The organism is Curtobacterium sp. MCLR17_031 (assembly GCF_003234775.2).
GTDB lineage: Bacteria > Actinomycetota > Actinomycetes > Actinomycetales > Microbacteriaceae > Curtobacterium > Curtobacterium flaccumfaciens.
Genome location: NZ_CP126270.1, coordinates 2,736,718 through 2,750,853, shown reverse-complemented (window position 1 = coordinate 2,750,853; position 14,136 = coordinate 2,736,718). Strand labels below are relative to the sequence as shown.

The following is a 14,136-nucleotide window of genomic DNA, read 5'->3' as shown; positions in this document are numbered from 1 at the left end:
TCGGTCGACTGCGCCGCCCGGGAGGCCCGTGGCGGCTGCTCCGGACGCTAGCGACGACGACGCGGTCACCACATCACCCCGTGGTCGCCCGGGCATCCCCTCTTGCGGAGCGGGTCATCCGACTCAGGCGTGACGGGGCACCGGGTGGCGATGCTCGACGGGAGACACCCCACGGCACCGAACCGCACCGTCAGGACGGCTGCGGAGGAAAGGCGGACACCATGGCCTCCGTCCACGGCGCACCCTGATGCCCGGCGCACCGGGCAGCCGCGTCCCCATCGACGCGCAGAGCGTCGACGCACCGCTCTCCCGTTCGGCGGTGTTCCTGACCCTCGACGTCGGGCCGGACGACGACGACCTCGATGCCGTCCGCGACGTGCTCAGCGACCTCGACGGCCTGCTGAAGACGGTCGGGTTCCGCGACCTCGACGCGCACCTGTCCTGTGTCGTCGGGATCGGGGCGATGGCGTGGGACCGGTTCTCGCCGCATGCCCGCCCGGACGCGCTGCACCCGTTCCCCGCCCTGACCGGGCCGGTCCACTCGGCGCCGTCCACCGGAGGAGACCTGCTCTTCCACATCCGGGGTGAACGCACCGACGTCTGCTTCGAGTTCGAGCGCCTGCTGCTGGCCGCGCTCGGGGACCACGTCACCGTGGTCGACGAGGTCAGCGGCTTCCGGTACTTCGACACCCGCGACCTGCTCGGCTTCGTCGACGGCACGGCGAACCCGGTCGCGCAGGACCTGGCAGCCTCCGCACTCGTCGGCGCGGACGACCCGGACTGGGCCGGTGGCAGCTACGTCGTCGTCCAGAAGTACCTGCACGACCTGGCGGCGTGGAACGCCCTCGGGACGGACGCGCAGGAACGCATCATCGGCCGGTCGAAGTCGGACAACGTGGAGCGGGACAGCGCCACCGAGGCCCGGCCGTCGCACAAGTCGCTCGCGACCATCGTCGACGACGACGGGGTCGAGCACGACGTCCTCCGCGACAACATGCCCTTCGGTCGACCCGGCAGCGGGGAGTACGGCACCTACTTCATCGGCTACAGCGGTGCGCTCTGGGTGCTCGAACGGATGCTGGAACGGATGTTCGTCGGCGATCCTCCCGGGACGTACGACCGGCTGCTCGACTTCTCGCGTGCGATCACCGGGGCGACGTTCTTCGCCCCCGCACGCGATCGTCTGGTGGACCTCGCCGCGCTCGCGACACCACCGTCGCCGTCCGTGGTGACGGCTCCCGACGCCACCGGTCCCGGCCTCGGCATCGGTTCACTCCGCAGCACGGAAGGGCACACGCCATGAACCACCTCCTCCGCGAACTCGCGCCGTTCGGTGCCGACACCTGGGCGGTGCTCGACGCCGAGGCCCGTGACCGGCTGGTCCCGGCGCTCGCCGCGCGGCGCATCGTCGACTTCGACGGCCCGCGCGGCTGGCAGTGGTCGTCCGTCGACCTCGGCCGCACCGACGCGGTGACCGGCGGCGTCGCCGACGGCATCACCGCACGGCGCCGCCGGGTCCTGCCGCTCTGCGAGGTCCGTGCGACCTTCACCGTCGCGCTCGAGGAACTCGTGGACTCCTCCCGCGGCGCCACCGACGTCGACCTGGGCGACCTCGACGCGGCCGTGCTGCGGCTCGCGGCCCACGAGAACCGAGCGACGCTCCGCGGGTGGCCGGAGGGCGGCATCACCGGAGCCGGACACGCGTCGACCCAGCCCGCACAGTCGCACGACGGCTCGCCGACATCGTTCCGGGCCGCGGTCACCGCTGCGGTCGCCGCACTCCGCGACGTCGGGGTCGCCGGGCCCTACGCCCTGGCCTGCAGCCCCCGTGACTGGGCGGACATCGTCGAGACCGACGACGCCGGCACACCCCTGCGTGAGCAGCTCGAGGGCATCACCGGCGGTCAGGTCGAGCGAGCGCCCGGCATCGACGAGTCGCTGCTGATCAGTCAGCGCGGCGGGGACTTCGTGTTCACCGTCGGCGAGGACCTGGCCCTCGGCTACCTGGGCCACGACGGCGTCGACGTCACGATGTACGTCGAGGAGACCTTCGCGTTCCAGGTGAACACCCCCGAGGCGTCCGTCGTCCTCCGCCGGTCACTCTGACGAGCCGACACGACGAGCGGCCCGACGGGCGGACCCGGTGCCCACCCGCACCGACGTGCGCGTCGCGCGGGCGGGCTGACCGCGACCACGCAACGCAACGGGAGGCCCGTGGCGGATCCGCCACGGGCCTCCCGTCCGTCTGCCGGTCGCCGTCGCGACCCGCGCCGATCAGTAGAAGTTGTTCGCCTGCGAGTGCCCCCACGCCGCGCACGGGGTGCCGTACGCCGAGCTGATGTACTTCAGGCCCCAGGTGATCTGGGTGGTGGCGTTGGTGCGCCAGTCCGCGGCGATCGTGGCCATCTTCGAGCCGGGGAGTGCCTGCGGGATGCCGGTCGCGCCGCCGTTCGCGTTGACGGCCTGGTAGTTCCAGCCGGACTCCTTGGTCCACAGGTTGTCCAGGCACTGGAACTGGTCGGCACCCCAGCCGTACTCCGACGACGCGAGCGAGCTCGCCGTGGCCTTGGCACCGGCGACGGTGTTGCCGACGGCGAGCTTCCGGGCGGCCTCCGCTGCCTCGGCGGCAGCCTTCCGCTCGGCTGCGGCCTTCGCTGCGGCCGCGGCCTTCGCGTCGACGTCCCGCTTGTCCTGCGTGGCGCTGGCCTGGGCGACGTGCGTGGTCGACGCGACCGTCGTCGAGATGCGGTTCGTCAGCGCAGCGCCGGACAGGTCCGGGTAGTCGCTCAGCGCGTCGACGCGCTGTTCGAGCGCCGAGGTGTCGACCTTGTGGTTCGCGGTCTGCATGACGGTCTTCGCCGTGGTGATCGTGGCGGCGGCCTGGGCACGGTCGAGCGCGGTGCCGCGCAGGGCGGGCTCCGCGGTCGCCGAGGCGCTCGGGGTGTCGGTCGGCATGCCGAGGGCCTCGCCGATGGCGGGCTGCGTGCCGACGGTCAGGGCGCCACCGGCGACGGCGAGGACCGCCGCGCCGCCGGCGATCAGCGTCGCGCGGTGCCGCAGGGCCCGGCGCATCCGGCGGGTGGGGGTGTTCAGGGCTTCACGTCGGGTCAAGGCCGTCGTGGTGGGGAGCTCAGGGGTGTGTCGCATCGGTTCCGCAGGTCGGCGGCTCGGTGGGGGAGGGACTCCCGCTCGCGCGACCGAGGTCGTGCGGGCACGCCGGAGGCTGGCGGTGTCGGTGACACCGTCGGCGACGACGAGGAGTCCTCGAGCCGGTGAGGACCGGACGGTGGTGTGGGGCCCGTCCGTCCGCCGGGAGCAGCCGTGGGGTGGCCGCGGTCAGGCGGAGCCGACACCATGACCGGTCAGACTGGGCAGCGCGTCCAGGAACGCTGGCAGAACGGTCCGTCCACCGCTTGGTAACGGTTCGGTAACGGTCGTGCGGGGCCTAGAAGGTGTGAGGTTCCTGGGCGTGCTCGCCCTGGGCGACTCGCTCGAGCGCGGCCAGGGCGCCGGCGATCGCCTGGACGTCCGACTCGTCGAGCTCGGCGATGAGTTCGGCGACGATCCCGGTGCGGTTCGCGCGGGCCTGCTCGACCGCCTCGATGCCCTCCGGCGTGGCCGTCACCATGAACGCCCGGCCGTCGCGCGGGTCGGCCTCGCGCTGGATGAAGCCGCGCTGCTCGAGCTCGGTCAGGATGCGGGTCATCGTGGGCTTCGTGACCACCTCGATCCGCGACAGGTCGCCGGGGCGCAGGGGTCCGTGCCGCTGGATCGACGCGAGCGCCGACACGATGCCGTACCCGAGCGAGGCCGAGTCGGTGCGGGCCCGTCGGTTGATCCGACCGACCGCGGCGGCCAGGCGTGCGGCGACCTCGGTACGGTCCGTCGGGCGGGGGTTCATGTGCTGCTCCGGGTGCCTGGTTCAGGTGGTCGCCAGCGATGCTATCGGTCCGCGCGGCCCCGGGACTGGGAGCGTCACGCGCGTGGCCGCGCCACCGACCGGGAGGCCCGTGGAACGTCGACCGCCCGCCTCGCGTGCGCGAGACGGGCGGTTCCTGTACGCGGGTACAGGTGGACTCAGTGCTTCTCGCCCGGCAGCTGGTGGATCGCCTCGGTCGCGAGCTCGGCCGCGACGTTGTCGCCGGACTCGGTCGCCGCCCGGAGACGCCGGAAGTCCTCGGTCATCCGGTCCCAGTCGACCAGTTCGTCGAGGTTCGGCAGTCGCAGCCGGAACGCCAGGCCGTCCATCGTGTCGCGGCAGACGCGCTGCAGGTTCTCGTTGCCGCACTCGGCGACGTACAGACCGAAGACGTCGAGGGCGTCGTGGTTGACGGCGGCGACCTCGTGGGCCTCGAGCTCGGTGATCGTCTTGTCGAGCTGGGCCAGGATCTTCTTGCGGCTCGCCGAACCGAGGCGCGGGACCGCGAGCCGGACCACGCCGCCGAACAGCACGCCGAGGGTCTGCATCGCTTCGATGACCTCGGCGGGGTCCGGCGTGGTGACGCGGGTGTACCGGTTCGGGGCCATCTCGATCAGGCCGGCCCGGGACAGCTGGCTCAGGGCCTCGCGGATGGGCGTCCGGGAGACGCCGAGCCACGAGATGAGCTCGTCGTCGTTCAGTCGTTCGCCGGGGAGCAGCGTTCCGTCCATGATCGCGTCGTGGATCTTGTGGCGGACGGTGTCACGGAGCAACTGGTGCTCGGTCGGGGCGCTGCGGGGGACCGGCATGCGTTCTCCTTCGGGGGCGGCGGCGTCGGGGCGCCGGGCGAACGGGCACGGTCGACATCGCACGTGCTCGCATCACCGTACCTGATATGACAACGGCGTTGCGGTCGGCTCAGCGCGTGTCAGTGTCGACGTTCAGATGCCGGTCACGCGTGTCGGGCGTCGTGCGTCGCGTGCGTCACTCGCGACCCGAGTGCTCCTCGAGCATGCGGACGGTGGCCGGGTCCTCGGCACCGTCGTACCAGCGGTCCAGCACGGCGACGAACGGCCGCGGGTCGGACGCGACCCGGGCGAAGAGCGTCATCGACGACCGGAGCTTCACCGAGTCGATGCCCCCGAGCAGGGCGTCGGCGGAGCGGGCGGGAGCGTCGTGTGCGACGTCGGTCGCCGTGAGCAGGCGGGGCCCGAGCACCGGGTGCGCCAGGTAGGCGCGGGCTTCGTCCACGCCGGTGATCGCGTAGCGCACGGCCGTGGCGCTCCGCCCCAGACCGGCCAGCTGCGGGAACACGAACCACATCCAGTGCGACGACTTCCGGCCCCGACGGAGTTCGTCGAGCGCGACGTCGTGCACACCCTGCTGAGCCCGGACGAAGCGGTCGAGGTCGAACGGGTCGTCGGCCGGTGCGTGGGGCTGTTCGTGCGTCACCGGACGACCCCGCCCCAGCCGTACCGGACGGTCGTCCCGTCGACCACGAGCAGGGAGTCCGGCGCCCGGTCGAACAGGCCGGGCATGCCGACGGCGTCGGGCAGGTCGCCCTCGAGCCGGTCGAGCGTGGCCGAACGGGTGGTGAGCACCGGGTGCTGCCGCTGCCAGAAGAGGGTCTGCGCCAGGTACCGCGCGTGGATGCCGGCGCGGGTGGTGAGCTCGGCGGCCAGCGGGGTGTCGACGACCTCGCCGGCGGTCACCCGCACCGAGGCCGCGTGCTTCGGCCGCACCGCACCGGTCGGGCGTTCCTGCCGGAGCGACCGCGCCCACCGCACCGGGTGCAGCACGCGGGTCGGGTGCCGGACGGATCGGTGCGCCACCGCGTCACCGCGTCGACGGGAACGTGCATGGGCGAACGTGTACGGCACGCCGAGCAGTGCGTGCGCGGCCACGATGGCAGGCACGTTCGCGGTGTCGACCGTGCGGTAGGTCACCCCGCGCCGCCCCTGGTCGTCCACCGTGAGGACCTCGATCGTGACCTCGGTCATGGTGCCGAGCCGCCCGGCAGAGGGGAACGGTGGCACCCGGGTCTCCCGGAACACGTACGCCGACAGCCCCACCCAGGCGCTCCCGTCGACCACGTCCGGACGGGTCCCGCGGGGCACGAGCCGCTGCAGCGACGCCGGGTCGTGCCGCCAGTGCGCGAACACGATGTCCTCCCAGGCGTGCTGGGTGACCGGACGGTGCAGCAACGGCACCGCCGCCCGGGTCCACGACGGCTGGGTCACGGCTTCGGTGCGTGCCGACCGACGCGCATGCTCCAGAGGACCAGCGGCAGCTGCAGGGGGAGCCGCAGGACCCCGATCAGCCGCATCGCCCGGCTCGAGCGGGGATGGTCGAGCAGGTCGTTCGCCATCTTGAGGTTCGCCGGGAACACCGCAGCGAACAGCGCAGCCGCCGCCCAGCCCGAGGCACGCCGGGTGGCGGGGAACGCGAGCCCGGCGGCGATGCCCAGCTCGGCCACCCCGGAGGCCAGCGTGGTCAGCCGCGGGGGCAGGGCCTCCGGCACGATCCGGTCGAAGTGGGTCGGGCGCAGGAAGTGCATGGTGCCTGCCGCGCCGAGGGCCACCGCCAGGATGGTGGCCGTGCGGTTGGCACGTCGGATCCGCTCACGTCGTCGCATGTGCCCCATCGTGCCCGCTCGTCCTCGGAAGCAGCCGGAGACGCTGCTCACGTCAGTGTGCATCCACGCCAGTGTGCATTCACGTCAGTGCGGTCGCGACGAGGTCGAGGATCGCCGTCGCCACCTCGGCCTTCGTGCCGGAGGTCTCGCGGACCACCTCGCCACCGGGCACCAGGACCTCGATCGCGTTCTCCTCGCGCTCGAAGCCGGCCGACCAGCCGACGTGGTTCACGACGAGCAGGTCCGCGGGCTTCCGGCTGATCTTGGCGCGTCCGAGCTCGATCCGCGCGTCCCGGTCGGGTTCGGTCTCGGCGGCGAACCCGACGATGATCTGCCCGGTCCGCCGTGCCGCGACGAGGTCGGCGAGCACGTCCGGGTTCCGCACCAGCTCGAGCGTCATGCGCTCGCCCTGCGCGTCCTTCTTGAGCTTCTCGGTGCGCACCTCGGCCGGACGGTAGTCGGCGACGGCGGCGGTCATCACGACGACGTCCGCTTCGGTGGCGACGGTGTGCACGGCCTCGGCGAGCTCGAGCGCGGACCCGACGGGCACCACGGTCGCGTCCAGCCCGGCGGTCAGCGAGCCCTCGACGTTCGCGGCGACGAGCGTCACGGACGCGCCACGACGGACGGCGTCCGCGGCGATCGCGATGCCCTGGCGGCCGCTCGAGCGGTTGCCGACGAACCGCACCGGGTCGAACGGCTCGCGGGTGCCGCCCGCGCTGACGACGACGCGGACGCCGGCCAGGTCGCCCTGTTCACCACGGGCCCCGGTGCTGGACGCGGTGCCGGTCTCCGCACTGCGGCGGCCAGCCGGGGCGGGGTGCTGGTCGAGCACGGCGAGTGCGGCGACGACGATGTCCTCGGGCTCCGCCATCCGACCGATGCCCGCGTCGTCGCCGGTGAGCGCGCCGACGACCGGGCCGACCAGGTGGACGCCTCGGTCACGCAGCGTGGCGACGTTCGCACGGGTCGCGGGGTGCTCCCACATCTGCGGGTGCATCGCCGGGGCGACGACGACGGGTGCCTCGGTCGCGAGCAGCGTCGTGCCGAGCAGGTCGCTCGCCAGGCCGTGCGCCATCCGCGCCAACGAGTCGGCGGTGGCTGGTGCGATGACGACCAGGTCGGCCCGGCGACCGAGCGCGACGTGGCGCACCTCGGCGACGTCGTCCCACACGCTCGTGGTGACGGGGTTGCGGCTGAGGGCCTCGAGCGTCGGCAGTCCGACGAAGCGCAGGGCGCCCTCGGTCGGGACGACGTGCACGTCGTGGCCGCGCTTGACCAGGTCGCGGACGACCCCGACGGCCTTGTAGGCGGCGATGCCCCCGGTGATCCCCACGATGACGGTCAGGGCGCGCTCTGCTGCTGCGTTCACCTGGCTCACGCTACCGGGGCCACGTGCGAGGATCGACGGCATGTGCACCGTCGTCGTCCGCGTCGACCCCGGGTCCGCGTGGCCCGTCACCGTGCTCGCCCTGCGGGACGAGTCGCCCGAGCGCCCGTGGGACCCGCCCGCGGCCTGGTGGCCGGACCGGGACCCGGACCTCCGAGGTGTCCGTGACCGCTCCGCCGGTGGTGCGTGGCTCGCCGCGTCCGACCGCGCGGGCCTGGCCGTGGTGCTCAACCGCGCCGAACCCGTGACGAGCGTCGACGGCACGTGGACGACCCGCGGCGTGGTGCCGGTGGACGCGGTCGCCGACGACCTGCTGCCCGGTCACGACGGCACGCTGCCGACCACCCGGGCCTTCAACCTGGTGCGCGCCACGGCCGAGGGTGCCTCGGTGCTGACCTGGGACGGCGAACAGGTCCGCACCACCGACCTCGGCCCCGGCGTCCACATGGTCACGCACGGTGCGGCCGACGACCCCGCGGCGCCGCGCATCGGTCGGTGGCTCGAGGCCTTCCGCGCCGTCGACGCCCCGGCCGGCCCACCGGTGCTCGGCCCGTTCGACGAACTCCGCACCGTGGACGCCGGTGGCGACGCCGGGGACGGCTGGGGTGGCTGGTTCGGCGTGCTGGCGGAGTCCGCGGCGCTGCCGAGCGACCACCCCGACGCGATCCTCCGCGACGTGCACGAGGCCGAGGGGCACATGACGACCCTGTCGATCGTGGCCGCGGCGATCGCGCCGGGCCGCACCGTCCTGCAGCACGCACGCCTGACCGAACCCGGGAAGCTGGACGGGTCGGTGGAGCTGCACCGCGCCTGACGTTGGCGACGCGCCGGACCCGACCCGGGCCTCCCGGCCGCGCCCGCGCCCCAACGCGCACGACGTCCGAGTGGTGCGAGGTTGCGTCCTCGGTGCGACCCGCATCCCCTCGCACCACGTCCGGAACCTCGCACGGGCCGCGGCGCCCCTCGCACCGTGCGAGGGGCGCGGCCAGCGCGACGCCGGCGTCGCGGCTAGAGCGGCGGGCGCGTCCCGGTGAGGTCCTCGGCGACTGCCCAGAGCGAGCGGGCGAGGTCGGCACTCCGCGCGGACCCGGGGATCGACACGGTGGTGGTCGGACCGGTCATGCCGAACGGACCCGAGGGGCCGTAGTACGCGCCGCCCACGGCGTTCGGCCCGACCGCCGCGTACAGCAGCGGCTCGGTGCCCTGCTCGACGGCCTGGGTGAACGGCAGGGCGCGGTTGCTCGACCGCACCGGCTTCGACCGACCGAGCGAGCGTCCCGCGGCCTGCAGGTTCGTCCGGGTGTAGCCGGGGTGGGCGGCGGTGCTGACCAGGGGCACGTCGGCCTCGACGGTCAGGCGGTGCAGGTGCAGGGCGAGCAGCAGGTCGGCGAGCTTCGACTGCGCGTAGGCGCGCCAGCCGTTGTAGCCGCGCTCCCACTGCAGGTCGGCGAAGCGGATCCGGCCGGGGATCGCAGCGAGGCTCGACATCGTGACGACCCGGGGTGCCTCGGCGAGGGGGGCACCGGTCCGAGCTGCCCCGGCGCGCAGCAACGACGGCAGCAGCAGGTTCGTCAGGGCGAACGGGCCGAGGAAGTTCGTGCCGAACTGCAGCTCGAACCCGTCGACGGTCTCGAAGCGTTCCGGCGGGGCCATCACGCCGGCGTTGTTGACCAGGACGTCGATCGGACGTTCCTCGTCGACGATGCCGCTGGCGAAGCGGCGGACGCTCGCCAGGTCGGCGAGGTCGAGTTCGCGGACCTCCACGTCGGCTGCGCGGTGGGCGGCGCGGATGCCGGCGGCGGCGGTCTCGCCCTTCTCGGTGCTGCGGACGGCGAGCACGACGCTGGCACCGGCTCCGGCGAGGCGCAGGGCGGCCTCCTGTCCGGTGCCGCTGTTGGACCCGGTGACGACGATGCGGCGTCCGGTCTGGTCGGGGAGGTTCGGCATGCGGGTGACCGTACTCGTCCGGGCTGGCCGACCCCGGTCCGGGCCCGGCCCGGGCCCCGGTGCGCGCGCGCCATCATCGTGCTATGTTGATGCAAACGCATGGAAGTGCGACCAGGAGGACACCATGAGCAACGCATTCGGCACCGACCGTCCCTCGGACGTCCCGCCGCCCGCACCCGACCGGATCGGACCGCTGCAGCTCGGCCTCGACACCTTCGGTGACGTCACCGAGCGCGCCGACGGCAGCCTGCAGTCCGACGCGCAGAGCATCCGCGACGTCGTCGACCAGGCCGTCCTCGCCGACCAGGTCGGCGTCGACTTCATCGGCGTCGGGGAGCACCACCGCGCCGACTTCGTCGTGAGCGCCCCCGAGGTCGTCCTCGCCGCGATCGCCGCCAGCACCGAGCGCATCCGGATGGGCTCCGCGGTCACGGTGCTGTCCTCCGACGACCCCGTCCGCGTGTACGAGCGCTTCGCCACCGTCGACGCCCTGTCGAACGGCCGCGCCGAGGTCATCCTGGGCCGTGGCTCCTTCACCGAGTCGTTCCCGCTGTTCGGCTACGAGCTGAGTGACTACGAGGTCCTGTTCGAGGAGAAGCTCCAGCTCTGGGCGGCCCTGCGCGGCGGCGACGCCGTCACCTGGTCCGGCACGAAGCGTGCGGGCCTGGTCGACCAGGACGTCTTCCCGAAGCTCGAGCACGGCGCCATCCCGACGTGGATCGGTGTCGGCGGCTCCCCGCAGTCGGTCATCCGTGCCGCGTCGTACGGCCTGCCGCTGTTCCTCGCCATCATCGGCGGGCAGCCGGCCCAGTTCGCCCCGTTCTCGCGCCTGTACCGCCAGGCCCTCGCGCAGCTCGACCTGCCGCAGCAGCCCATCGCGATGCACTCGCCGGGCTTCGTGGCCGCCACCGACGAAGAGGCCGCCGAGCGCTACTGGCCGTACCACAAGGCCGTCACCGACCAGCTCGGCCGGGAGCGCGGCTGGCCGCCCCTCGACGTCGCCGGGTACCGCGCGAGCCTGTCGGCCGGTGGGTCGCTCTACGTCGGCTCGCCGGAGACCGTCGCCCGGAAGGTCGCGCGCAACATGCGGATCCTCGGCGCCTCGCGCTTCGACATGCGGTACGCCACGGGTCGCCTGCCGCACGCCGACATGATGCGCTCGATCGAGCTCTACGGCACCGAGGTCGCGCCCCGCGTGCGCGAGCTGCTGGCGCAGCCCGTCCCCGTCGCCTGACGGACGCCGGCCCGGTCCGTGCAGGGCGCGGGTGACGGCCGGGAGGCCCGGAGCGGCCGCCGAGATCGGCTCACGGGGGCCACGGGTACGGTCCAGGGCATGTCGTCACGCCCCGACCACGCCTCCGGTCCCGCTGCTGGTCACGCCTCCGACTCCGTCGTCGAACGCCGGTTCCGCGGCCGGATCATGGGCGTCGGCACCACCTCGGGTGTCCGCATCGTCGTCGGCATGTGGGACCGCTCGCCGTTCGGGCCGTTCACGGACGTGTTCCTCGAGCTCCCCGACGGCACCAGCGTGCTGCTCGCACCCGACGAGATCGTCGCCGCGTACGTCTCCGGCACCTACCGCTTCGACACCGTCTCGGTCGTCGACGTCCACGCCCGGCGCACCGCCAGCGGCCTCGAGCTGTCCGCCGGGGCGCTGCAGGCCTCGATCGACGTCGGCGGCATCTCGCCGCTCGGCCGGATCCTGCGCATCGTCCCGAAGCCGATCGCCCGCGATCCGCGCTGGCTCGCCGCGATCGACCCGGTGGCTCGCCTGCTCGCGCCGGGGTCCGGCACGGCGGGGTCGGCGGGCAACGGTCGCCGCGAGTACTACGGCGTGACCGGGGCGCACGACGTCACCGGCGTGCGGGGGACCTGGGCGGGGGAGCCGCTCGGGGCCCTGGCGCCGCTCGACCCGCCCGTGGCGTTCGGTTTCGCCTCGATGCCGAAGATCCCCCAGGTCGTCGACGTCGAGACCACGATCCGCGAACCCGCCTGACCCCGGCTGGTCCCTGCCCCACTTCGTGAGCAGGAATGGTCGGTTCGCCGGTGCGGAGGCGACATCGTGTGCTCACGATCCTGACGTCGTGGACGGCGCATCCGCCCGGCGGGGGCGGCGTGGTCGGCGTGCACCGGGCCTCCAGGCCGACCGCGACCGGACCACGTCGACGCGCCGGGCTGACGCGTCCAGCGCCGGAGGGGCACACTGGTCGGAACGGTACGGCCCCGTGCACCGACGGTCGCACGTCGGCAGGAGCGGGGCGCATGACGCAAAGGAGCACCATGACCGACACACAGACGGAGCAGCGCGCCGCCATCTCGGACATCGTCCACGGCGCCCACACGGCACTGCTCACCACGGTGAGCGAGGACGGGAACCTGCACGCCAGGCCCCTCGCGGTGCAGGACAAGACGTTCCACGGGACCCTGCGGTTCCTGGTGCAGGACGGCAGCGAGAAGGTCGAGGACATCGCGCGGAACCCGCACGTCAACGTCTCGATCGAGTCGCAGGGCGGGTACCTGTCCATCGCCGGGACCGCGACCGTGACCCGGGACGACTCGGTCGTCGATGAGCTGTGGTCCCCGTTCGCCGAGGCCTGGTTCCCCGAGGGCCGCCAGGACCCGTCGATCCGGCTGCTGACGGTCGAGGGGGTCTCGGTCGAGTACTGGACCCAGGACACCGGGCCGGTCGGCAGCCTGGTGCAGATGTTCAAGGCGGCGCTCGGCAAGCAGAGCCAGCCGGACACCGGCGACCACGGCACGGTCGAGCTCTGAGGCGCGACGCCTCACGCCTGACGCACGACGCCGTCGTCCTGTCCGGACGGCGGCGTCGCGTCATGTCGGGACGCGTGCCTGCGAGGGCTGCGCGTCAGCCGCTCACGGAGGGCCGAGCAGCCACAGCACCGCGACCAGCACCGGCTGCCCGGCCAACGCGGCCGTCACGAAGGTCCACCGCATCCAGGGCTTCGCGACCAGCTCGGGCGACCCGAACAGCGGCGCGAGCGGCATGAGCAGCCGCGGGGTCGAGGCCATCGGCAGCGACACCGCGAAGATGTACAGCGCGTACGCGGCCGAGTACAGCACCGTCGTGGGCCCGAGCCGCAGCGTCGACCGGCGGAGCAGCCAGATCGGGTACGTGACGAGCAGGAACACCACGATCAGGATCCCGCCCACGCCGAGCCAGCGGCCCGCGATGAGGAACCACGGCGTCAGCGGCACGAAGTCCACCCGGCCGATGAAGTTCACCCACCAGGACATCTCGGTCTCCAGGTAGGCGTTCGGCGTCCCGGTGGCGTGCGAGGCGATCACGGGCCAGGCGAGCCCGGCGAGGACCATGGTCAGGCCCGCGGCGACGACCCAGACCTGCTCGCGGAGCGGGAAGCCCTCGAACACCCGGCCGGTCTCGCGCCGCGCACGGACCCACCGCACGAGTGCGACGACGCCGAGCACGAGCGGGATCGCCAGGGCACCGGGGCGGGTGAAGGCCGCGGCGACGCCGAGTGCCGTCAGGAGCCCGTAGCGCCGACGCTCCAGGGCGAGCAGCGCCCCGAACGACAGCGCGAGGAACATGCTCTCCGCGTACCCGACCTGCAGCAGGAACGACAGCGGACCGCAGCTGAAGAAGAAGACCGCCCACATCGCCGCGGCGTGCCCGGCGCGGTCCCGCACCAGGCGGTGCAGCAGGTAGGTGGCGAGCAGCCCGGCGACGATCGCGACGAGCGGTGCGCCGAGTTCGAACGGCACCCCGGTGGAGGCGGTCAGCGCCCGGATCGTGAAGGGGAACGCCGGCAGGAAGGCCCAGGCGTTCTGCGCGACGTTGCCGGCGGCGTCGAGCGGCAGCGCGTCGGGGTACCCATGCAGCGAGATCTGCTCGTAGTACTGCCCGTCCCAGGCCACCAGGAACGCGCCGAACCCGTGCTCGTTGCCCCAGATCGCGTTGCCCGGCAGTGCACGACCGATGAGCGGGTACGCGAGGGCGAGCCACAGGGTCGACAGGACCCGGCCGCCCGTCCAGACGAGCAGGACCGCCGCCCACGCCGGCAGGGAGGCCACGGTGTCCAGGACACGTCGTCGACCGCTGGCCGTGCCCGCGGCGACCACGCCGGCACTGTCGGTGCGGCTCACGCGCGAGTTCCTCGGCGTTCGTGTGGTCGGGTCGGCACCCGGACAGGTTAGTCGGCCCGAGCGTGAGGATCGCACGGAACTGCGCCTGGAGGCCCGTCCCGCGTCGTGCGCGCTGTCTCGCGT

15 protein-coding genes are annotated in these 14,136 nt (G+C 73.3%); 6 read left to right on the top strand and 9 right to left on the bottom strand.

Going from position 1 to position 14,136, the window contains the following annotated elements:
- The first annotated feature begins 247 nt into the window (after positions 1–247).
- A complete protein-coding gene (locus tag DEI96_RS13035; protein ID WP_111022183.1) occupies positions 248–1,303 on the top strand; it encodes a Dyp-type peroxidase in 1,056 nt (351 codons plus the stop codon).
- A complete protein-coding gene (locus tag DEI96_RS13030; protein WP_111022184.1) occupies positions 1,300–2,106 on the top strand; it encodes a family 1 encapsulin nanocompartment shell protein in 807 nt (268 codons plus the stop codon). The genes DEI96_RS13035 and DEI96_RS13030 overlap by 4 nt, the downstream gene beginning before the upstream one ends.
- A gap of 168 nt (positions 2,107–2,274) precedes the next feature.
- On the opposite strand, the gene DEI96_RS13025 is transcribed toward DEI96_RS13030, so the two are convergent.
- The 7 genes from DEI96_RS13025 to DEI96_RS12995 form a co-directional block, all read right to left on the bottom strand.
- Positions 2,275–3,111 carry an aggregation-promoting factor C-terminal-like domain-containing protein gene (locus tag DEI96_RS13025; protein WP_258372676.1) on the bottom strand — a complete coding sequence of 279 codons (837 nt, stop codon included), beginning with the start codon at positions 3,109–3,111 and terminating at the stop codon, positions 2,275–2,277.
- A gap of 334 nt (positions 3,112–3,445) precedes the next feature.
- On the bottom strand, positions 3,446–3,901 hold the full coding sequence (locus tag DEI96_RS13020; protein WP_027466277.1) for a MarR family winged helix-turn-helix transcriptional regulator: 456 nt from the start codon (positions 3,899–3,901) through the stop codon (positions 3,446–3,448).
- A 176-nt stretch (positions 3,902–4,077) separates the two neighbouring features.
- Positions 4,078–4,728 (bottom strand): GntR family transcriptional regulator, encoded by a 651-nt coding sequence (locus tag DEI96_RS13015; protein ID WP_111022186.1) that lies wholly within the window; start codon positions 4,726–4,728, stop codon positions 4,078–4,080.
- 175 nt (positions 4,729–4,903) lie between these two features.
- Positions 4,904–5,371 carry a DUF1810 domain-containing protein gene (locus DEI96_RS13010; protein WP_111022187.1) on the bottom strand — a complete coding sequence of 156 codons (468 nt, stop codon included), beginning with the start codon at positions 5,369–5,371 and terminating at the stop codon, positions 4,904–4,906.
- Positions 5,368–6,159, bottom strand: coding sequence for a YqjF family protein (locus DEI96_RS13005; RefSeq protein WP_181440425.1), 792 nt, complete (start codon positions 6,157–6,159; stop codon positions 5,368–5,370). The genes DEI96_RS13010 and DEI96_RS13005 overlap by 4 nt, the downstream gene beginning before the upstream one ends.
- The gene (locus tag DEI96_RS13000; RefSeq protein ID WP_152376630.1) at positions 6,156–6,554 is read right to left on the bottom strand and encodes a DoxX family protein; all 399 of its coding nucleotides are present in this window, start codon (positions 6,552–6,554) and stop codon (positions 6,156–6,158) included. The genes DEI96_RS13005 and DEI96_RS13000 overlap by 4 nt, the downstream gene beginning before the upstream one ends.
- Before the next feature lie 79 nt (positions 6,555–6,633).
- Positions 6,634–7,902, bottom strand: coding sequence for a bifunctional phosphopantothenoylcysteine decarboxylase/phosphopantothenate synthase (locus DEI96_RS12995; protein WP_111022355.1), 1,269 nt, complete (start codon positions 7,900–7,902; stop codon positions 6,634–6,636).
- 64 nt (positions 7,903–7,966) lie between these two features.
- On the opposite strand from DEI96_RS12995, the gene DEI96_RS12990 reads away from it, so the two are divergent.
- Positions 7,967–8,758, top strand: a complete 792-nt coding sequence (locus DEI96_RS12990) for an NRDE family protein (protein WP_181440426.1) — start codon at positions 7,967–7,969, stop codon at positions 8,756–8,758.
- A 194-nt stretch (positions 8,759–8,952) separates the two neighbouring features.
- Here DEI96_RS12990 and DEI96_RS12985 read toward each other — a convergent pair whose 3' ends face one another.
- Positions 8,953–9,891 carry an SDR family oxidoreductase gene (locus DEI96_RS12985; RefSeq protein ID WP_111022190.1) on the bottom strand — a complete coding sequence of 313 codons (939 nt, stop codon included), beginning with the start codon at positions 9,889–9,891 and terminating at the stop codon, positions 8,953–8,955.
- A gap of 124 nt (positions 9,892–10,015) precedes the next feature.
- Here DEI96_RS12985 and DEI96_RS12980 point away from each other — a divergent pair, with 124 nt between their 5' ends.
- The 3 genes from DEI96_RS12980 (at position 10,016) to DEI96_RS12970 (ending at position 12,663) form a co-directional block, all read left to right on the top strand.
- Positions 10,016–11,125, top strand: coding sequence for an LLM class flavin-dependent oxidoreductase (locus DEI96_RS12980; RefSeq protein WP_111233255.1), 1,110 nt, complete (start codon positions 10,016–10,018; stop codon positions 11,123–11,125).
- 99 nt (positions 11,126–11,224) lie between these two features.
- The gene (locus DEI96_RS12975; RefSeq protein ID WP_111022191.1) at positions 11,225–11,887 is read left to right on the top strand and encodes a hypothetical protein; all 663 of its coding nucleotides are present in this window, start codon (positions 11,225–11,227) and stop codon (positions 11,885–11,887) included.
- 284 nt (positions 11,888–12,171) lie between these two features.
- Positions 12,172–12,663 carry a pyridoxamine 5'-phosphate oxidase family protein gene (locus tag DEI96_RS12970; protein ID WP_181440427.1) on the top strand — a complete coding sequence of 164 codons (492 nt, stop codon included), beginning with the start codon at positions 12,172–12,174 and terminating at the stop codon, positions 12,661–12,663.
- A 102-nt stretch (positions 12,664–12,765) separates the two neighbouring features.
- Here DEI96_RS12970 and DEI96_RS12965 read toward each other — a convergent pair whose 3' ends face one another.
- Positions 12,766–14,013, bottom strand: a complete 1,248-nt coding sequence (locus DEI96_RS12965; RefSeq protein ID WP_111022193.1) for a putative hexosyltransferase — start codon at positions 14,011–14,013, stop codon at positions 12,766–12,768.
- Between the last annotated feature and the right edge of the window lie 123 nt (positions 14,014–14,136).